Below are 19289 nucleotides of genomic sequence, written 5' to 3'. Positions count from 1 at the left end.
GCCTCGGCGCGCCTCAGATGGCGCGCGCGCCCTCCTGCAGAGGAAGCGCCGGCCGCTTGGTCATGGCCCCGTCCTCGCCTGCGTCGCCGGGCGCGGGGGGCGGAGGCGGCGGAGGTCCGTCGTTGCCCAGGCACATGTCACGCGCGCCGAACCCGGCGCCCACGAGCGCGAAGAAGCTCAGGCGCGACGCCATCCGCAAAAAAGAAGCCTTCATCGACAACCCCTCGTCGGGCCAAAGCCAAGCGCGGGTGCGCGGGCCCAGGTTGCACCCTCTCTGCTTATAGACGATTTCGGCCCTCCCCCCCAACCTCTCTCCGTCACGGGAGACGGGAGAACCCGCGCAAATCACCCCGCGCCCGCGAGGAGAGGAAGAGGGGGCAGGGGGTGCGGGAATCGAGCTTGGTAGCAAGGGAATCGAGCGAGGTGGTAAGGGAATCGCGCCAGGTGGTGAGTGAATTTGCCAGCGACGAACAGATGCTCGGGGCGGGTTGTTCTAGGCTCGCGCGGGCGGTGAGCGTAACCTTTCCGACGCGAGCGAAACGTTGATGAAAGCCGGCACCAGGATCGGTGGAAAATACCGCCTCGTGCGCCCCCTCGGGGAGGGTGGGATGGGCGTCGTATGGGCAGCGATCAACGAGCTGACCGAGCGCGAGGTCGCGCTGAAGCTCCTCCGCGGGCTCGACGCCTCCGAGGACGCGCGCCTCCGGCTCCTCCGCGAAGCCCGCGCCTGCGGCCGCATCGTCCACCGCAACGTGGTCGAGATCTACGACGTCGGACAAACCGACGCAGGCGACCCGTTCCTGGTGATGGAGATGCTGAGCGGCGAGACGGTGGGCGAGAAGCTCGTGCGCGAGCGCAAGATCGTCCCCGCCGTCGCGCTGCGCATCGCAGCAGAGACCGCGCGAGGCCTCAAGGCCGCGCACGCAGCACGCGTGATGCACCGCGACCTCAAGCCCTCGAACCTGTTCCTCCACGAGGAGCCCGGCGGCGAGGCCCCCGTGCTCAAGATCCTCGACTTCGGCGTCAGCAAGACACTCCAGCAAGGCGCAGACTTCACGGCCACCGGCAAGACGATGGGGTCGCCCGCCTACATGAGCCCCGAGCAAGTCCGCGGGCTGAAGACCGTCGATCACCGCACCGACCTCTGGTCCGTCGGCGTGGTCCTCGCCGAGCTGCTGAGCGGTCGCCGCGTGTTCCAAGGCCTCACCCCCTACGGCGCCGCAGCCGAGGTGCTCTCCGGCCGCATCCGCGGTTTGTCGGACCTGATGCCCGACGCCGACCCGCGCATCGCCGCCGTCGTCGACCGCTGTCTCCAGCGCGACGTCGACAAGCGATGGAACACCGCCGACGAGCTGCTCGAAGCCCTCACGCCGCTGCTCGGCGACGACCGGCCCGGCCTGACCCCCGCTGCCGCGATGAAGGTGGCGCCGCCGCCGTCGATCGTGCCCGCCCCACCGCCCTTGCCCGTCATGACCGGCATAAACGCCATCGCCGACGAGGTGACCTCAACCGAGTTCGCGCCGCCGCCGATGATCGACGACACGACCTCGGCGTACGCAGTGCCGCTCGACATGCGCGACACCGTGCGCCCCGCGCCGATCAGCATGCCCCCCTCCGGCGCTCACGGCCTGCCCATCCTCGGGCGCGACTCCGCGCCGCCCGACGAGCAAGACGTAACGCACGCCGATTCGATCCCCGCCGGGCTCATCGCAGCAGCCGCAGAAGAGGCGGCATCCTCGTCAGGCGCCGTGCCCGTCGTGCTCTGGGACGACTACCTCCGCAAGAAGTCCGAGGAGGTCCCCGACGCGCCGCTCGCCGAGTCGGGTTCGCAAGACGCCGCGCTCGCAGAAGCAGCGCCGAAGCCTCGGCGCGCCGTCTACGCCGTCGCCGGCCTCGCGCTCGTGGCGCTCGTGGCGTTCCTGGTCGTCATGATGGCGCGGTAGGATCCCATCGTGGAGCGTCGTCGCGCCGGGGCGCTGCCCCGGACCCCGCGGGGGGCTGTCCGCCCCCTCGACCCCGGACCAGGCACGGCCTGGACCGAGGGTTGAAAAACTGCGCTCCGCGCAGTTTTTCAAACGGGCCGACGAAGAAGCCGGGGTGCCAGCCAAACCCGCAGCGCGGCGGTCTTGGTGGGCAGGGTCGTTGCTGGTCTTGACCGGGCCTGTTCGATGAGCTGCGCACCGCGCAGTTCATCGAGCTTGGGTCCAGCCCCTGGCTGGTCCGGGTGCAGGGGCGGACAGCCCCTGCTGGGGCCTGGGGCAACGCCCCAGCTCCGAGTCGTTGCGCCTCAAACCATCACGGAGCCACGCTCAACCTGCGCAGCCGGGGCACCGCTGGCGGACGAGGTCCTCGGCTCTGCGCACCCGGTCCTTTGCGTTTGCGCAGCGCGTATCGCCGTCGCCGGTGAGGTCGCAGAGGTGCGTGGCGGCGCGGCCCATGGATTCGAGGGCGCGGCATGCGGTCATGCATGGGTCTGACGAGACGGGCGTGGCCTCGTCCGCGGCGGGGGCCCCGGCCTCGGCGCGCTTGGCATCGGCTTCGGCCTTCCTCTCGGCCTCGGCTGGGGCTGGTGCGGGCATGGTGGCTGTGGGCGCGGGCAGGGCGGGCGTGGGCGTGGGGGGCGGCGGCGTGGCGTACTGCTGGGGAGACTGCGCCTGCGTTGCCTCGAGGGGCTGCTGCGCCGTCGCTTGCGCGGGCCGGGCGGGGGACAGGCCGAGGGCGAGCTGCACCTCGCGCTCGGCCTGATCGAGGGCGGCCGCGGGGTCGTCGGATCGTGCTCCGGGGGCGCCTTCGTGGGGCGAGGGCACGCTGCCGCCGCAGCCGAAGGCGAGGATGGGCGTGGCGATCGAGGCCAGGGCGAGGGCGACAATCCGTGTGGCGCGGCGGGGCTTGCGTTTCATGCAGTCTCCACGGTGGACGTTCGGCGCGCTGGATCTGGCTCACCAGCAGGGTTGGCCTCGGCCGGGGAACGCGCGGGCCCTCGGGACCTTACAGGCCCATGACGGCTCGGGCGCCGGTCTCGTGCATTTCGAGCAGCTCTGTCGTGTAGGCCGGGCCGCCGGGCTGCGTGCTCTCGGCCCGGACGAACCCGGTGATGGGCACGGCGGGGTGACGGAAGACCCGCTCCTTCTGCTTGTCGCCGCGGACGGTGTACTCGGTCTCGTACACGAAGCTGCCCTGGAACAGCCCGGCCGTCACCTTCACGTCCTTGCGCTCGGCCTTCGTGAAGTCGGGCGGGTTCAGGAGCGCGGCGTAGGCCTCGACCTGCTCGGCGACGTCACGGAGCACGTCGGGCGGCCCGGACTCCTCCAGCACGGGGCGATTTACTTCCTGGCGGCGCAGCTTGCGCACGGCGTTCTTGTCGAAGCCCTTCTCGGCGGCGCCCTCCACCAGGAACTGGAAGAGCGACGTGTAGGTCGGCATGTTCGCCTCGACCTCGTACCAGAACGCGTCGCCCTCTTTCCCCACGATGCGCACGAAGACCTGGCCCGGCGGCTGGCCCCTGAACTCCAGCGCGATCCGGATCCACTGCCCCACGGCGAGGGGCTTCAACGCGAACGCCTCGGCCGCCGGGTATACGCGCGGGGCCTTCTTCTCTTTGGGGTTCGTCGTCGACGCGGCGGGCGGGGCCTGATCCTTGGCCTGGTTCTCTTGCGCGCCGCCCTTGCAGCCGAGGGCGACGAGCGCGAGGAGCAGGGGCGACAGGCGTTTCGGGATCCGCGTCATCGGGAGGAAGGAAGCATGACGCCGAAGGAAATGGCAAGCGGGACGGGCCTACGATAGGCTCGCGGGTCATGTCCTTGCCCGATGGTTCGGCGCTCCGCGCCGAGGAGAAGCTCGACGCCTTGTGGGCCCGCGTGAGCTCCGATCCGTACCCGGACGACGCGCTCCCCACGAGCGTCCCGGGCCCGTGGGGGCGGCGCAAGCTTTTCAGCACGGCCTTCAACCGCGGCTCGTTCGAGCTGCCGGGCGACGAGCTCCCGCCGGATCGCCCGAAGCTCGTGCACACGTACGGCGCATGCGCGCGCGTGACCCTGAAGATCACGGCGTCGCACCCGTACACGGGCGTCTTCGCGAAGGGCGGCGCCGCGCTCCTACGCTTCTCGGACGCGAAGGGCGGCGGCAGCTTCGCGCCCTCGATCGCGCTGAAGTTTTTCGTGACCGGCAAGCCCTCGCTGAACCTGCTCACGCTGCCGAACGACCATCGCGAGAAGGGTGACTTGCGCTGCTTCTCCAGCGTCTATTGCAACTCCACCGTGCCGGCGAAGGAGTTCGATTCGAAGCTCGTGCAGAGCGCGTTCCAGAAGGCCGCGAAGTCGCTCGGCGGCACGCGGCTTTACAGCGTTTACCTTCCGCTCCACCACCTCGCGGGCATGCACACGGACGGCGCGTCTGCGGACAATCCCGTCGTCCCCGACCGCGTCGAGTTCCACCCGACGGAAGAGGCGAAACGCGCCTGCCCGGACACGTCGGACTTCCGGCTCTCGCTCGGCCGGCTGCCCGCGGGGATCAAGCTCTTCGACGTGCACGTCGCGGCGAAGATCGATCAGCCGACGCAGCCGATGGGCGAGCTTTGGCTCGACAGCACGTTCGTTGCTTCGAGGTATGGGGACGAGCGGCTCTTTTTTGCGCACGACGTCGGGCCGACAGAGCCGGTTCCGCATTGAGCGACGTTCAGCTCGATCGCCAGGTCCACGCGACGGGATCCCAGGTCCCGTCGTGGCCGGCGAGGATCGGATCGAGGAAGGCGCGTGCTTGGTGGAAGACGGCTTCGAGCGTCGGCCAGGGGAGCGCATTTTCGCGGGCCATGTCGGCGTAGGGGGCGCTCCAGCTCGGGGGCGGCGCGGGCAACACGGCAGGGATGGGATGCACGGCGCGGAACGTGAAGGTCGCCGCGAGGGTGCGCCGGAGCGTCGCGCCGTCGAAGGGGCCCGTCGTGGCGAGCAGGGCCATGTCGGGGAGGTCCTTGACGCGTGAGTTTTCCCGCGGGCGAGGCAGCGTGTACGCGTGCACTTTTTCGGCGAGGTGCACCTCGCGGGCGTAGGCGCGGATCGTGGTCGGGGGCAGGCCGGCGAAGTGGAAGAAGTCGTCGCCGGTGCGCACCTCGGGCGGCACGTGCATGTGATCCCCGAAGGCCACGTCGAGGCCAAACGGATCCCCGTACCGCTTCCCCACGAGCCTCGTGTGGATCTGAAACCGAAGGCCCTCGTAGACGATGCCCTCCCCCTCGATGGTGGGATGCGTGGCGTGCGGCAGCGCCTCGAAGACCAGGAAGTCGCCCATATCCATGCGTCCTGCGGCCTGCACCTCGTCGAGCAGGTTGTCGGGGCGGCCGTGCAGGGTCAGGTCGACGTCCCGTGTGAAGCGCGCGCGTGGAACGAGGAGCGCGAGGGCGACGCCTCCCTTCAGGATGGCGCGCTCGCCGAAGTGACCGATCAAGCGCGCGAGGAACCTGTCGAAGATGCAGCGTTGCCGGAAGGGTTGGATCTCGAAGCCTCGCGCTGCAGCTTCCTTGCGGATGCGGGCTTCGAGGGAGTGCTTGAACGCATCCGCGGACTTGAACTTTGCGCTCATGCGGACTTCACGCGCATCGCCTGAAGGCTCTGCGCTTCGGTTCGGCTGATGAGCCCACGCGTGAGGGCATCTTCGATAGCCTGGTCGATCAAGTCCGGCGACAGATGCTTCTCGATACAATCGCGGAGCGTGCGGAGCGGCTTGGTGAACGGGGTCGGGCCCATCCAGGTGATCTCGGAGGGGTCCACGACCCCGTCGTAGACGGCGACGCGTGGGCCGAGCTCGACCCCTTCGGGCATCTCGTATCCAGGCGGGAGCGTGATGTGCTGGCGGGCGGGGAGGATGTCCGAGAGCTCGTGCAGCGCGAGGGCTGTATCGTGTGAGAAGACGGCTTTTTTGTCGGTGAGGAGCCAGGTGACGACGAGGTCTTCGTGTTCGTTCGTCGGAGGGAACTGGACGAGGCGGAAGACCTTGCCACCGGCGTACGACTCGACGCGCTCCTCGATCTGGAGCTGATCAGCGGAGGTGAAGCCCGCTTCGAGCGCCTGGGCGAGGGTGAAGTAGCCAGACTGGATCGAGGCGATGTCGTAAAGGCGGTCGTGGGGCGGGGGCCAGTCGAGGCACTCGACAATAACGGGCAGGTCGTCGATCTGCACGGGGACGGGTTGCCCGATCTTTTTGGCCTCCGCGATGGCCTGGTTGAAGTGGGGAACGAAACGCGCCTTGTCCTGCACTGTTTCCTTGACCCGCCCCACAGGGATGGTCAGGTCGAAAAAGTTTACATCATACTTGCTGACGTTAATAACAATGTCGAAGTCTACGTCAGTAGGTAGCTCGCGTGAGTCGGGCGTAACGGTGCCTGAGAGCGTAGTAACTCGCCGGGTCTTCCCGTCACGGCGAATATCATACAGGAAGCCTATCGCCTTCGCGTCGGCATCTCTGACGCCATCGCGCAGATTGAGGGGGCCGAACTTTTCGATCCATGGCTCGATGAACGACAGCTTGTCCAGGATCGATTGTCGTTCCTTCGCGACGTCGTAGAAACCTCGGATAGTCGGGATCTCGCGTTGGAAAATGATTTCTTTGCTTCGAAAGTCGCGTATACGAATGCGCCCACCGGGGCTCGAAGCGGCGAGCAGGAAGGCTGTGGCCTCCTTGGCCTCCTGTACAGTTCGTCCGAAATGCTTCTGTGTGAACTTGAGCGTAAGTTCATCGTGCTCATCAGTCGAGACGACGAATTGCCACGGAATTTCTTGATGCTCGTTGCTGAGTCGTAGCAGCTTACGTCCGCGTGTCGTCGCGAGGAGCTCTACATAAGGAATGACAGCAATACCCGCGCCTGATTGGATCTCGACGCTCACGGGTGGAGTTAGCTCGTCTCTCCCCTTGGGTTCGATTACGAGCTGTTGAGTGACCCCATCGTCACCGTACAGCCGTTGATGCCATTCAGGCGTGATGACGCCCGGAATCGCTTCACCCTCGAAGACGATACGCTCGCCGCGATCCAGCCCATGCTTGAACCGGCGGAGCATCTCCATGCCCTGCTCCGTCTTTGGAAAGGAGAGCGTGAGGCGGAATGGTCCTTTCCCAGCGACAAGAGGCACCCAATAATTGGCGACTTCGCGCCTGAGATGATGAACTCCGACATCATCCATCCTCTGGGCGACCGGCACCTCCACCGTCACCTCCCCCTTCTTCCGCCACCCTTTCCCTTTCTTGTCCAGCGTCTTGACGAGCCGCGGTACCGTCTCCCAGTACCCCTGCTGCGTCCCCACATCCCACACGACCAGCAACACCAGCGGCGTCTGCACCTCCCAGTGCTCGAGGTCCTTCACCTCCACCGGGTACTTGATCACCTCGGCTTGCCGCTTCCCCTTCCGTCGCTCGACATCCCGGGAGCCCTTCACCTGCACGTAAAACGAGAGCCCGGTCGACACGCCCTCGTCGTAGATCTGGACGAGCACGTCCTCGCCGAGGTCCTTCCGCGGCTCCAGGCGGGGCCAGCCGACCTCGGTCAGCCGCGTGAAGAACTGGTCCTCCGCCAGCAGCCCAAGCTGGTCCTGCTCTCCGAACCGCCTGCGTTTCCCTGTTCCCATCGGCCCGCCCACTCTACCACCACGCCGCCCGCGAGGTCCGACTCCGCCCGTTGCCTGGTCGCCGAGACCCCGGCCCTGGTCCGATCCCGCCGCCTACCTGGTCGACGAGACCCCCGTCCTGGTCCGACCCCGTCGCCTGCCTCGCCGGCGAGACCCCCGCCCTGATCGGACCCCGTCGCCTGCCTGGTCGACGAGACCCCGGCCCTAATCCGACCCCGTCCGGGCCTCGCCGACCACGCCCCCCGCGGGGTCCGATCCCCTCGGGGGCCTCGCCGACCACGCACCAAGGTGAACTTACGTTGTACCGAGATGTAGGTGCCGCCCCCCCGTCCCGCAGGGAACCGTCAGCCCGGCGGCGTCATCCCGAGCTGCCAGAAGAGGAACGAATACACGTCCGTCGCCTCCTCGATCCGCTTGGAAATCGGCTTCCCCGCGCCGTGCCCGGCCTTCCCCTCGACACGTAACAAGATCGGCTTGTCCCCGCCCGCCTCCGCCTGCAGGAGCGCCGCCATCTTCCGCGCATGCAGCGGATCCACGCGGCTGTCGCCCTCCGCCGTCGCGAAGAGCACGGCGGGGTAGGGCGTCCCCGCCTTGACGTTGTGATACGGCGAATACGCCCGCAGCCACTCGAATTGCGCCGCGTCCTCGGCCGAGCCGTACTCGGGGATCCAGAGCTTGGCGATCAAGAACTTGTGGTAGCGGATCATGTCGAGCAGCGGCACCGCGCACACCGCCGCGCGGAAGAGATCCGGCCGCTGTGTGATCGCCGCCCCGACGAGCAATCCGCCGTTCGAGCCGCCCATCACCGCGAGCCGATCCGACGACGTCACCCGATCGGCAATCAGCTCCTCCGCGACCGCATACAGATCGTCGAACACATTTTGCTTCGCGCCCAGCATCCCCGCGCGGTGCCACGCCTCGCCGTATTCGCCGCCGCCGCGCAGGTTCGCCACCGCCACCACGCCGCCCTGCTCCAGCATCACGTAGCGCGACCCCGCGAACGCCGGCATCTGCGCGATGTTGAACCCGCCATACCCCGTCAGCACCGCCGGCGCCTTGCCGTCCCGCGCCACGCCCTTCTTGTGCACGAGGAAGTACGGCACCATCGTCCCGTCCTTCGATCGCGCCTTCTCCTGCGTCACCACGAACTCCGACGCGTCCACCGGCGGCTTGATCTCGGCCCAGGTGTTCACCTTCTCCGTCGTCAGATCAAAACGTAGCACCGTGCTCGGCACCGCGAACGAGGTGAAGCCGAGGAACGCCTCGTGCCCGTCCCACTCGCCGCTCGCGCCGCCCGTCGTGCCAATCGTCGGCAGCGTGATCTCGCCCTTCGGCTCGCCCGTCGCCGAGAAGCGCTTCACCACCGAGTGCGCGTCGACGATGTACGTCGCGAAGAGCTGCCCGCCGATCGAGGTCACCGCCTGCAGGACGTCCTTCGTCGCCGGCAGGATCTTCTGCCAGTGCTCGCGCGCAGGCTTTTTCGGGTCGACACGATAAAGCTCGTACGTCGGCGCGCCGTCGTTCGTCCGGACGAGCATAAAGTCGTCGTACACGTCGACGTCGTAGATCGCGCTCTCCTTCGGCACCGCGATCGGCACGAACGTGGCCTTCGGCCCGGCCGTTCGATCGAGCAGGTACGCCTCGACCCGGCTCCAGCCCATGTGCACGCTCGCCACGAGCCAGCGGCCATTCGGCGAGATCGCGACGCTCGGCGAGTCCGTCATCGCGCGGTCCTCGCCGAAGACGAGCGGGTCCTTCTCCCACGAGCGGCCGAGCTGGTGGAGGTAGACCTTGCGGTGGTAATGCTCTTCCCCCGCGGGCACGTCGCCCTTCTTCGGGTACCGCGTGTAATAAAACGATTTGCCGTCGGGCAGCCACGCGACCGATGCGTACCGCGCGCGCGGGATGACCTCGGTCTCGGGCAGGTCCTTGCCGGTCTCGACGTCCATCACGTAGAGCGTGCTCTGCTCGTCGCCGCCCGACGAAAGCCCGTACGCGAGCTTCTTGCCGTCCTGCGAAGGCACCCAGAAATCGAGCGAGACGAGCCCGTCCGAGCCCCGCGTGTTCGGGTCGACGAGCTTGCGATCCGCGCCGTCCACGCCGTCGCGCACGTACAGCACCGGCTGATCCTCGGACGGCGCCTGGCGCGTCGAGAAATAACGGCCTTTTGGGCCTTTCTTCGAGCCGTACACGGCGGGCGTGCCGACGGACCCGATCCGCAAGAGCGACTCGATGCGGTGCGTGAGCGCCGCGCGGCCCGGCAGCGAGGACAAGGCCTTCGCCGTGCGCTCGTTCTGCGCGGCTTGCCAGGCCTTCACCTCGTCGCTGTCGCCGTCTTCGAGCCAGCGGTACGGGTCGTGGATGTCCTTGCCGTGCAGCGTCTCGACGACGTCCTCGCGCCGCGTGGGCACGTCCGGCGCGCGACGCGCGGGCGCAGGCGCGGCGGCGGCGCTCGCAGGCGGCGCGAGCGGGGCTTCGGGCTGGTTCGGGTGGGGGGCGGCGGGCGGAGGGGGGTTTCCAGTGCAGGCCATGGATACGAGCAGGGAGGGCAGGAGCAGGAGGGTCGTCGGTCGTTTCGCAGAGCGCACGGCGCCCGCAGCTTGGACCGCGCATGCGCCCTCGGCACTTCAATTCTGCCCCGGAATCACGTAACCAGGAGTCCATGAATCGAACCCTCGACGTCGTGACCTCGCTCGCCGCCACGCTGGCGCGCCTCGGCGGGGGCTTGCGTTCCGGACACCTCGGCGAGCGTCCGGACAAATTGCTGGAGCTTTACGAGTTCGAAGGGTGCCCGTACTGCCGCAAGGTGCGCGAGGCCCTCAGCATCCTCGACCTCGAGGCGATGATCTACCCGTGCCCGCGCGGCGGGAGCCGCTTCCGCCCGATCGTCAAGGAACGCGGCGGCAAGCACCAGTTCCCCTTCCTCGTCGATCCGAACACGGGCGTCGCGATGTACGAGTCGAACGACATCATCGCCTACCTCTTCCGTGTCTACGGCGACGGCGAGGTGCCGATCTCCCTGCGCCTCGGCCCGATCACGAACGCGACGGCGATGCTGGCGTCGGCGTGGCGGCCGGGGTTCGGCGGCTTCGCGCGCCCCTCGAGCGCGCCCGAAAAACCGCTCGAGCTCTGGAGCTTCGAGGCCTCGCCGTTCTGCCGCATCACGCGGGAAGTGCTCTCCACGCTGGAGATCCCGTACCGGCTGCACAACGTGGCGAAGGGCAGCCCGAGCCGCCAGGCATTCCTCGCGCGGTCCGGCAAGATGCAGGTGCCCTTCCTCCATGACCCGAACACGGGCGTGGACATGTTCGAATCGGCCGACATCGTGGACTACCTGCGGAGGACGTACGAAGTCCGCTGACGACGCCGAGGTTCCGGCCCGCGCGACGGCCCCCTCCATCGCGCCCGAGCCGGGCCCAAGGCCATCGAAGGAGCCCAAAGAGCGGAAGGAGCCGAGGGAGTCCAAGGCGCCCGCGGAGCCGCAGGCGAAGGAAGCTCCGATCGGGCCGAAGTCGACGCTCTACCTCGTGGTCTCGTACCGCCACCCGGACGGGCTTCAGGGCTCGTTCGACCTCGAGGCCTACGAGAGGAAGCTCCTCGCGCGGGGCGATTTCAAGCCGAAGAAGATCGACGATCCCGCGCTCCTGCCGCACCTCAACATCCACGTGCGCGACGGGCGGCTGCTGCGCGCCTACGAGCCCACGGGCAAGCTCGCGAACCTCTTCGATCCACGCGCGACGTGGATCTTCGAGCGCGCGCCGAAGAAGGCGAGGCCCGAGGCCGAGGCGGGCAGGCAGGAAGCGGACAAACCCGACGCCGCGCCCGGGTCGAAGGAGCCACGCAAGGACAAGAACGGCGGGATGCCGTGCAAGATCACCACGCCGCCGCGGCTCTTCGTGATCGAGACGGGGTACGTGTTCGTCGTGGTCGGCATCAAGCCGACGTCGCCCACGTTGACGGCGTTCCAGGACCTCTACGCGGCCGTGGTGCGCCGCGGCATGACGCACCTCTTGCCGGAGAGCATGCCGCGCAAGAAGGCAGGCAAGGACGGCGAGATGAAGCCGAACCCGCTCGTCGCGATGGGCGAGGAGGTCGGGCTCGAGGACACGACGATCCGGCACTGGCTGAAGCTCTTCATCCCCGACGTGATGCTCGACGCGCCGATCGGGAGCTGGCCGAACCCGATGAGCGTGAACGTGATCTACACGGAGGGCCTGCCCGACGCGGCGGCGCGGCATCGGCTGCGGCTCGCGCACGGCAGCGATCAGCCGATCGACCCGTCCGCGGCCGATCGCCGCATCGAAGGGCACCCGGCGATGTGGGAGCCCTCGGCGCGCGAGCTCTGCGTGTTCTCGCCCGTCGGCGTGACCTGGATGATCTGGCCGATCGACGCGAAGGGCCTGCTCTCGCAGTTCGAGTCCACGATGCTCGAGCGCTACATCTACAAGTGGGTGCTCATCGAGCACGAGCGGCTCTTCTTGCTGGAGCTCTCGTCGGCATGCGCGAGCATGTCGAACCGCCCCGACGGCCGCATCTTCGGGCGCCTCAGGCTCGCGCTCTTGCAGTACACGGCGAAGTTCAGCTTCGGCCACATCAGCTCGGAGGAGCGGCACGACCGCTTCTACTGCGGCCTGCGCAGCGCGCTCGACGTCGGCGGCCTCTTCGAGGAGGTGAAGGGCGAGATCACGGAGATCGACGAGTACCTTTCGGACAAACGCGCCGATCTCTTGAACCAGGTGCTCGCGTTCTTGACCCTCGTCCTCACGCCGGTCGGGCTCGTGATCGGGATCTTCGAGCGGGAGACGCTCCCCTCGTTCGATTTCGCGTTTCGGGATCTCGTGGGGAGCGAGGCGTGGGCGACGTGGAGCAAGCTCCTGTTCCACGTGCCCTTGTGGCTGACCGTGCTCTCGGCCGTCGTCGGCTTCGTCCTGTTCACGCGCCTGCTCGGCATGAACACGGTGCGCGGGCTCGTGCGGCGGATCAAGAACCCGGGCGCCGACGACTGACGTTCAGCCGGCGCGCAGGGCCGCGAAGAAGCCTTCGAGCTTGGCCGGGTCGAGCTTGCCGTCCGTGCGCACGCCGTTGCAGAGGTCCACGCCGAAGGGCCGCACGGTGCGGATCGCGGTCGCGAGGTTGTCCGATCGGAGCCCGCCCGCGAGGTAGACCGGCAGCCGCACGCGCTCGCAGAGCCGCGCGCTGATCTGCCAATCGTGCGTGCGCCCGGTGCCGCCGAGCTCTTTCACGGGCAGGTTCGGGTTGCCCGAATCGAGCAGGACCGCGTCGACCTTGCCTTCGAGGCTGATCGCCTCGTCGATGGCCTCGTCGCCCATCACGTGCACGGCCTGGACGATGCCGATGCCGGGCATGGCCGCGCGCAGCTCCTCGTACGTGCCCGAGACCAGCCGATCGAGGATCTGCACGACGCTCGTGCGGCAGCGCTTCTGCTGCTCGATGATGGCGCCGGCGTCCTGGTGGCTCGTGAGGAGGAAGGTGGCGACGCCGGGCGGGACGCGCGTGGCGATGGCCGTGATCTGCTCCTCGGTGATCGCGCCCGGCCCGCTCGGGACCGGACCGACGAGGCCGAGGGCAGAGGCGCCCGCGCGAATGGCCATCCACGCCTCTTCCTCGGAGGCGATGCAGCAAATCTTTACGCGCGGGAATGGCAAGGGGAGGGGGAGCATCGCGAGATGGCGAGCCTTCAGCCTTCCAGGCCCGCCGGCCCACCTCTACGCGGAAGCTCCGCCGGTGTGAAGTTTTTTTCGAACGCCGAGAGCGCGCGCGATTGCGACGGCGCGGAGGCGCAGGCCGGAGCGTGGATCCTTTTTCCACCTGGTGCATCGTCGATCCACCACGTTTTCGCGCCCATTCGAGATGATTGGAGGACCCAAGGCCTCGCGCGCGTCCGGCACGCCTCGTGCTGGAGAGGCTGGCATGGACGCTCGCCCGACCCAATTCCGTGTTCTTGCCCTCGCCGCTGCCCTTGTCGCCACGCCCGTCTTTGCGGGCTGCATTGCCGAAGCTCCCCCCGAGGAGCTCGGCGGTGAGGCCGCTGGGGTGGAATCCCCCGAGCCGATCGATACCGCCGATGAAGCCGTGGCCGGCAGCACCGTCGCGCAGGCGGCGGCTTCGAGCTGCTCGACCTCGAGCGTGAAGGGGCTCTCGCTCCAGATCATCGCCGAGGCGCGTTGCCTGAACCCCGACGCGTACGTGCCGCTCACGAAGACGTCGAACGTGACGTTCGGCAGCGCGACGTTCGCGTACCTGGAGAAGCCCGCGGCCGACCGGCTCCTGGCGGCGCTCAAGGAAAACACGGGCAAGACGATGACGATCAATTCGGCGCTCCGGACCGTGGCGCAGCAATACATGCTGTACAACTGGTACCAGACGGGCCGCTGCAGCATCAGCCTCGCCGCGAAGCCCGGCGCCAGCAATCACGAGACGGGCCTCGCGCTCGACGTGAGCGAATACAGCTCGTGGAAGACCGTCCTGACGAACAAGGGCTTCAAGTGGCTCGGGTCGAGCGACGCGGTGCATTTCGATTACGCGGGCGCGGGCGCGGTGAGCTACAAGGGCCTCGACGTGAAGGCCTTCCAGCGGCTGTGGAACCGAAACAACCCGAACGACACGATTTCGGTCGACGGCGCGTGGGGCCCGCAGACGGAGGCGCGCATGAAGAAGTCGCCCGCGGGCGGCTTCGAGAAGGGCGCGACGTGCGGCGCGGCCATCATGTACGACGGGAAGGACGGCGAGGCCGAGGCATTCTCGCGTGACCCGAACGATCCGGAGTTCTTCGTGCCGCTGCCGATCGACGCCGTCGAGGCGCAGCCGGAGCTCGAGCACGAGGCCTGCTCGGACCACGCGCACTGAGGCACGGCGGATTCACGGGGGACGGCGATCAAAAAAAGGGCGCGGGGACGAAACCCCCGCGCCCTTTTTCATTTCGTGGAATCAGCGCGGGACCTGGAGGTCCGAGCCGCCCGCCGGAGGCGGAGGCGACGTCGGCAGTTGGCTCTGCTGCCCGGTGCCGCCCTTCGGCGGCTTGTCGAGGGGGCAATCGTCCTTCGGCGGCGGAGGCGGCGGAGGCGCCTGCACCGGGGGTTCCTGCACGGGAGGCTGCTGCACCGGAGGTTCCTGCACCGGAGGCTCCTGCACCGGAGGCTCCTGCACCGGAGGCTCCTGCACCGGCGGCTCCACGACCACCGGCGGCTCCACGACCACCGGCGGCGGCTCGACCGGAGGCGGCGGCGGCTCCACGATCACCGGGGGCGGCGGCTCGACCGGAGGCGGAGGCGGCGGCGGCAAGACCGGGGGCGGCGGCGGCGGCGGCGGGATGGGCTCGCAGATCTCGACACAAGCCGCGCTGTACGTCGAGAGCGCACAATCGAGACAGCGCTGGCCGCCCGCGCAGGACAGGTCGCTGATGCATTGGTCGTTCGCGAGGCAATAGCCCAGGCACCCGCCGATCCCCGCATCACAGGCGTCCGCGGGGAACACGCACGCGAGCGCGCAGTCCCTGTCGTAAAGGCAACGCCCCGGCGGGAGCGCGGAGGCGCAATGGAACCCCCGGCACCCCGGCCCGGGCGGCAGGGGGACATCGCCAATGGGCGCCCCCCAGGCCTCGCCCACCTCGTCGCTCGTGCTGCGCACCGCGCCCTCGTCGACCGGATCGTTCGCATCGCAGCCAACGCCCGTCGCCGCCAAGCCGCCGAAGATCACCCAAATCACGTTCCATCGGTTCGTCATGATGGACCTCCCCCCAATCCCCTGCTCACGGCGGACGGCGCCGTCCGACGAGCGCACACCTCGCCCCTCGGTGCCGGCACCGTCCGCCGTTCACGGTTTCGTTTCGCCCTCGCCCATGCGCGCCTTCGGGCGACGCCTCGGTGAGGACTCTCGGGACCAGTGTAGCTGGAGGTGGGATATGAGCAAGGCGAGGAGAGGGCAGGCTCACGGCAGGGAGCGATTCGCGGGAGGCACCATTTCCGCGAACGGAGCGTTGCGCGAGGAACGGCGCAGGACCGTCCATGGATTATGCTCGTGCGTATGCCTTCGTTCGCGTCGCGACCCCGCGGCCCCCTTCCGTTCCTGACGCTCTGCGCCTCGGCGCTCGCCCTGTCCTCGGCGCTCGTCGCAGGTTGCCGCGAATCCCGGCAGCCGACCTACGGCCAGGCGCAGCCCCCGGCGGGGCAGTACCCGCCGCAACAAGGCTACCCGCAGCAGGGCTACCCGCAGCAGGGCTACCCGCAGCAGGGCTACCCGCAGCAGGGCTACCCGCAGCAAGGGTATCCCCAGCAGCCGCCGCAGACGACGCCGACGACGACGCCGCAGCAACCCGCGCCCCAGCCCACGAGCCCATTCCCCGGTTTTCCCTGGCCGTTCCCCACGACGGGGACGCCGACGACGGGGACGCCGACGACGGGGACGCCGACGACCGGCGGGATCCCGACCACGCCGCTGAACGATCCGATCAACCTCGTCGACATCAACTGGCTGCGCAGCCAGGCCGGCGTCGTGATGGGCGAGCTCATCGCCGCGCTGCCCGCGAACAAGCAGTCCATCGTGCGCGACATCCCGTTCGTCGCCGATCCCACGCCCGGCGAGGTGAACGCGTTCGCGGCGTGTGACGATCAGGGGCTGCCGCTCATGGCCATCACCGACGGCCTGCTCGAGATCGAGGCGCACATCGCGCAGTACAAGGCGAACGACGAGATCTTCGGCACGCGCAAGCTCGACGAGTACCTGCGGCTGCTCGCGCAGAAGGGCGCCATGGTGAGGCCGCCCCTCGGCTTCGTGGATCCGGTGCAGCAGATCGACGCGCGCAAGGTGCAGCGCCAGCACCAGCTCTTCGACGAGCAGGTCGGCTTCGTGCTCGGCCACGAGCTCGGTCACCACCACCTCGGCCACCTCGGCTGCACGGCGAACCAGGGCGGCAGCCGCGGCGTGAACCCCGCCGATCTCGGCAGGCTGCTCTCGCGCACGCTCCCCGCGTTCAACCAGCCGAACGAGATCGCCGCCGACGTGGCCGGGACGAACAACCTCCTCTCCGCAGGCGCGCGTCGCCAGAACGGCTACCGCATGACCGAGGGCGGCGCGGTGCTCACGCTGCAGTTCTTCGCGAACCTCGATCAGCTCACGCCCGCGACGATCGTCTTCAACTTCGAGCGCACGCACCCGCACCCGATGGTGCGCCTGCCGATCGTGCAGCAGACGGCGAACTCGTGGCGCATGACGGGCGGGGCGCCGAACCCGTTCGGTGGTCTCTTCGGCCAGTAACGAGCGCTAGCCCGCGCCCATGCCGCGCGCCGCTTCCACGGCGGCGCGCGGCTGCACCACACCCCAGCCCTGCCGTTCGAGCGCGATCCCGGGCGTGCCACGCGCCGTCGTCATGAGGATGCGCCGCACCTGGTGCGGGCGCAGCGCGGGGTTCGCTTCGAGCATCTGCGCGACCACGCTCGCCACGATCGGCGCCGCGAAGCTCGTGCCGTCGACGTGCTTGTAGTGGCCCGAGAGGACCCTCCGATCGCGGAGCTTCGCGGCGACGATCTGGCGCACGAGGTACGGCTCGCGGCGGCCCGCGATCGCGTCGAGATCGGCGTCCGCGCCGGCGTGCGCGTCGAGCAGAGCGAAGAGCTTGTCGTCCGAGGCTTCGTCAAGCCGCTTGAGGAGGCGCGCCTCGGCCGCCGTGGTCGTGCCGGGGAGGATCGGCGCGGCGACCCAGATCGCCGGCGCGATGAGCTCGGGCTTCTGCAGGCCGTCGATCGTGAGCCCATACGACGAGTGGTAGTGCTGCGACCGCTGCCCCGCGCCGCCGTCGTCGAGCCCGCCGACCGCGAGGACGCTCGGCGCGCTGGCCGGCGGCAGGACCTGATGATCGGCGAGGTGCCCCGCGTTGCCGGCCGCCGCGACGACGACGATGCCTTGGCGCGAAGCTTCGTCGGCCGCGCGCGAGAGCGGATCGGTGAGGAACGATTCTTCGTAGTCGCCGCCGCACGAGATGTTGAGGACGCGGATGCCGTAGCGCTCGCGGTTCGCGAGGACCCAGTCGAGGCCGCGGCGGATGTCGTCGTGCACGATGCGGTGCGCGGAGCCGACCTTCACGAGCACGACGTTCGCCTCCCAGGCGAGGCCGCGGAACTGCCCCGCCGAGAGCGCGCCGTTCCCCGCGGCGACGACGCTCGTCATCATGCCGTGCCACGACGAGACGTCCGAGCGCTCGAGCGCTTCGAGCCCCGCGCGCGGCGCGAAGAGGTCATGGTACGCGGCGATGCGATTGTACGGTGTCGTAAGATCGGGGTGCGCGTAAAAGCCCGAGTCGAGGAACGCGATCGTGACGCCGCGCCCCGCGTACTTCGTGTCCGCGTCGAGGCGCTCGGCGATCGGCAGGACGCGCGTGCGTGTGCTCGAGGGGCCGCTCTCGGGCATCAATCGCTTTCGATCTTCGTGCCGCACTCGGTGCAGAAGGTGTTGCCGACGTAGAGCTCGTGATCGCAGCGCCTGCAGCGCGCCACGCGGATCTCGTCGATCGAGCGCGGGCCCTCGGTCTCGACGTCGCCGCCGGCCGCGAGCATGGCGAGATCATCCGGCGTCATCACCTCGCGCAGCCCGTCGAGCTCGGTCCCGACGACCACCTCGTCGATGGGATCGCCGGGGGGCGGGCGGTACGAGCGCATGTCCTGGATGTCGCGGTACCGCTGCGAGAACGGGATCGACGCGGCGACCTCCTCGACGGCGAGCTCCGGCGCGTCGACCTCCATCGCGGAGATGTGCGCCTCGGAGGGCGGCGGCGTGTCGTCGGCGCGGACGAGCAGCGCCGAGATGTTGTCGACGCCGCCCGCCTCGTTCGCCATCGCGATGAGCAGCTCGCAGGCCTCCGAGAGATCCCCCGTCAGATCAAAGACCTCGAGGATCTGATCGTTGGAGATCATACCACTTAGACCATCCGAGCAGAGCAGGAACATGTCGCCCGGCTCGATCTTCACGGTCTGCACGTCGACCTTCACCGCGTCCTTCATGCCGAGCGCGCGCGTGATCACGTTCTTCGGCAAGCGCGCGAGCTCCTCCTCGGTGAGGTCGGGCTTGAGCGCGAGCGCGTCGTTGATGAGCGAGTGGTCGCGCGTGAGCTGCTCGATCCCGCCGTCGCGGATGCGGTAGCAGCGGCTGTCGCCGACGTGCGCGATGTGCAGGCTCTCGCCGCCGTCGTAGTGGATCGCGACGATCGTCGAGCCCATGCCGCGGTGCTCTTTGTGCGTCGACGAGATCTCGTAGACGTCGCGGTTGGCCTTGCGAACGGCCTGCGCGAGTCGTTCGGCGTGGCGCGGCAGATCGGCCTCGTCGTTCGGCGTGGGCAAGGGGAGAACCCCTTGCTCCGTCGCCTCGAAGAAGTTCTGCATCGACGTCGCGGTGAGGGCGCTCGCGACGTGCCCCGTGGAATGTCCGCCCATGCCGTCGGCCACCACGAAGAGGTCGAGGCTTTGCGCCACGAGCACGTTGTCTTCGTTGTGCCTGCGCTGGCGGCCTACGTCGGTCATGCCCGCTGCCACGAGGCGAAGGGCGTGGCGCGGCTGGGTCTTGGACATGCGGCACGCGATTATAGCGGCCGATCCCTGGTCCTCGGCTAGTTCCTCGTGTCGTCTCCCGCGGGGGGCCCCCCTCCGTCCCCCCCCTCCGTCGTGGGCGCGC

At 68.7% G+C, this 19289-nt stretch carries 16 protein-coding genes; 6 read left to right on the top strand and 10 right to left on the bottom strand.

The window, feature by feature from the left end:
• Window positions 1-13: 13 nt before the first annotated feature.
• On the bottom strand, window positions 14-214 hold the full coding sequence (locus E8A74_RS16640) for a hypothetical protein (protein WP_136929996.1): 201 nt from the start codon (window positions 212-214) through the stop codon (window positions 14-16).
• Window positions 215-545: 331 nt separating this feature from the next.
• Here E8A74_RS16640 and E8A74_RS16635 point away from each other — a divergent pair, with 331 nt between their 5' ends.
• The gene (locus E8A74_RS16635; protein WP_136929995.1) at window positions 546-1943 is read left to right on the top strand and encodes a serine/threonine-protein kinase; all 1398 of its coding nucleotides are present in this window, start codon (window positions 546-548) and stop codon (window positions 1941-1943) included.
• 366 nt (window positions 1944-2309) lie between these two features.
• Here E8A74_RS16635 and E8A74_RS16630 read toward each other — a convergent pair whose 3' ends face one another.
• Together E8A74_RS16630 and E8A74_RS16625 are read right to left on the bottom strand one after the other, a co-directional pair.
• Complete coding sequence (locus tag E8A74_RS16630; RefSeq protein WP_136929994.1) at window positions 2310-2900, bottom strand: hypothetical protein; 591 nt, start codon at window positions 2898-2900, stop codon at window positions 2310-2312.
• A gap of 88 nt (window positions 2901-2988) precedes the next feature.
• On the bottom strand, window positions 2989-3726 hold the full coding sequence (locus E8A74_RS16625; RefSeq protein ID WP_136929993.1) for a hypothetical protein: 738 nt from the start codon (window positions 3724-3726) through the stop codon (window positions 2989-2991).
• 68 nt (window positions 3727-3794) lie between these two features.
• On the opposite strand from E8A74_RS16625, the gene E8A74_RS16620 reads away from it, so the two are divergent.
• Window positions 3795-4667, top strand: a complete 873-nt coding sequence (locus tag E8A74_RS16620; RefSeq protein ID WP_136929992.1) for a hypothetical protein — start codon at window positions 3795-3797, stop codon at window positions 4665-4667.
• A 7-nt stretch (window positions 4668-4674) separates the two neighbouring features.
• Here the strand turns inward: E8A74_RS16620 and E8A74_RS16615 are convergent, their stop codons facing one another.
• The 3 genes from E8A74_RS16615 to E8A74_RS16605 all read right to left on the bottom strand — a co-directional run bounded on the left by E8A74_RS16615 (window position 4675) and on the right by E8A74_RS16605 (window position 10198).
• A complete protein-coding gene (locus E8A74_RS16615) occupies window positions 4675-5574 on the bottom strand; it encodes a nucleotidyl transferase AbiEii/AbiGii toxin family protein (RefSeq protein ID WP_136929991.1) in 900 nt (299 codons plus the stop codon).
• Window positions 5571-7610, bottom strand: coding sequence for a DUF4365 domain-containing protein (locus E8A74_RS16610; RefSeq protein ID WP_136929990.1), 2040 nt, complete (start codon window positions 7608-7610; stop codon window positions 5571-5573). The genes E8A74_RS16615 and E8A74_RS16610 overlap by 4 nt, the downstream gene beginning before the upstream one ends.
• Window positions 7611-7954: 344 nt before the next feature.
• On the bottom strand, window positions 7955-10198 hold the full coding sequence (locus E8A74_RS16605) for a prolyl oligopeptidase family serine peptidase (RefSeq protein ID WP_211365374.1): 2244 nt from the start codon (window positions 10196-10198) through the stop codon (window positions 7955-7957).
• Window positions 10199-10272: 74 nt separating this feature from the next.
• Between E8A74_RS16605 and E8A74_RS16600 the strand changes: the two genes are divergently transcribed.
• Together E8A74_RS16600 and E8A74_RS16595 are read left to right on the top strand one after the other, a co-directional pair.
• Window positions 10273-10971: a glutathione S-transferase N-terminal domain-containing protein gene (locus E8A74_RS16600; protein WP_136929989.1), complete on the top strand. Its 699-nt coding sequence runs from the start codon at window positions 10273-10275 to the stop codon at window positions 10969-10971.
• A 166-nt stretch (window positions 10972-11137) separates the two neighbouring features.
• Window positions 11138-12616, top strand: coding sequence for a hypothetical protein (locus E8A74_RS16595; protein WP_136929988.1), 1479 nt, complete (start codon window positions 11138-11140; stop codon window positions 12614-12616).
• A 3-nt stretch (window positions 12617-12619) separates the two neighbouring features.
• Here E8A74_RS16595 and E8A74_RS16590 read toward each other — a convergent pair whose 3' ends face one another.
• Entirely contained in the window at window positions 12620-13291 is a 672-nt protein-coding gene (locus E8A74_RS16590; protein WP_136929987.1) for a phosphoribosylanthranilate isomerase, read from the bottom strand.
• A 250-nt stretch (window positions 13292-13541) separates the two neighbouring features.
• On the opposite strand from E8A74_RS16590, the gene E8A74_RS16585 reads away from it, so the two are divergent.
• A complete protein-coding gene (locus E8A74_RS16585) occupies window positions 13542-14477 on the top strand; it encodes a M15 family metallopeptidase (RefSeq protein WP_170229170.1) in 936 nt (311 codons plus the stop codon).
• An 81-nt stretch (window positions 14478-14558) separates the two neighbouring features.
• Here the strand turns inward: E8A74_RS16585 and E8A74_RS53940 are convergent, their stop codons facing one another.
• Window positions 14559-15353, bottom strand: coding sequence for a hypothetical protein (locus E8A74_RS53940; protein WP_211365382.1), 795 nt, complete (start codon window positions 15351-15353; stop codon window positions 14559-14561).
• Window positions 15354-15653: 300 nt separating this feature from the next.
• On the opposite strand from E8A74_RS53940, the gene E8A74_RS16575 reads away from it, so the two are divergent.
• Complete coding sequence (locus E8A74_RS16575) at window positions 15654-16883, top strand: M48 family metalloprotease (RefSeq protein WP_136930065.1); 1230 nt, start codon at window positions 15654-15656, stop codon at window positions 16881-16883.
• A gap of 6 nt (window positions 16884-16889) precedes the next feature.
• Here E8A74_RS16575 and E8A74_RS16570 read toward each other — a convergent pair whose 3' ends face one another.
• Both E8A74_RS16570 and E8A74_RS16565 read right to left on the bottom strand, forming a co-directional pair.
• Window positions 16890-18032, bottom strand: coding sequence for a S8 family serine peptidase (locus E8A74_RS16570; RefSeq protein ID WP_136929985.1), 1143 nt, complete (start codon window positions 18030-18032; stop codon window positions 16890-16892).
• The gene (locus E8A74_RS16565; protein ID WP_232379597.1) at window positions 18032-19186 is read right to left on the bottom strand and encodes a Stp1/IreP family PP2C-type Ser/Thr phosphatase; all 1155 of its coding nucleotides are present in this window, start codon (window positions 19184-19186) and stop codon (window positions 18032-18034) included. The genes E8A74_RS16570 and E8A74_RS16565 overlap by 1 nt, the downstream gene beginning before the upstream one ends.
• Between the last annotated feature and the right edge of the window lie 103 nt (window positions 19187-19289).

The sequence above is a fragment of the Polyangium fumosum genome, from assembly GCF_005144585.1.
GTDB classification, from domain to species: domain Bacteria; phylum Myxococcota_A; class Polyangia; order Polyangiales; family Polyangiaceae; genus Polyangium; species Polyangium fumosum.
This window is presented reverse-complemented; position numbering and strand designations above follow the sequence as displayed.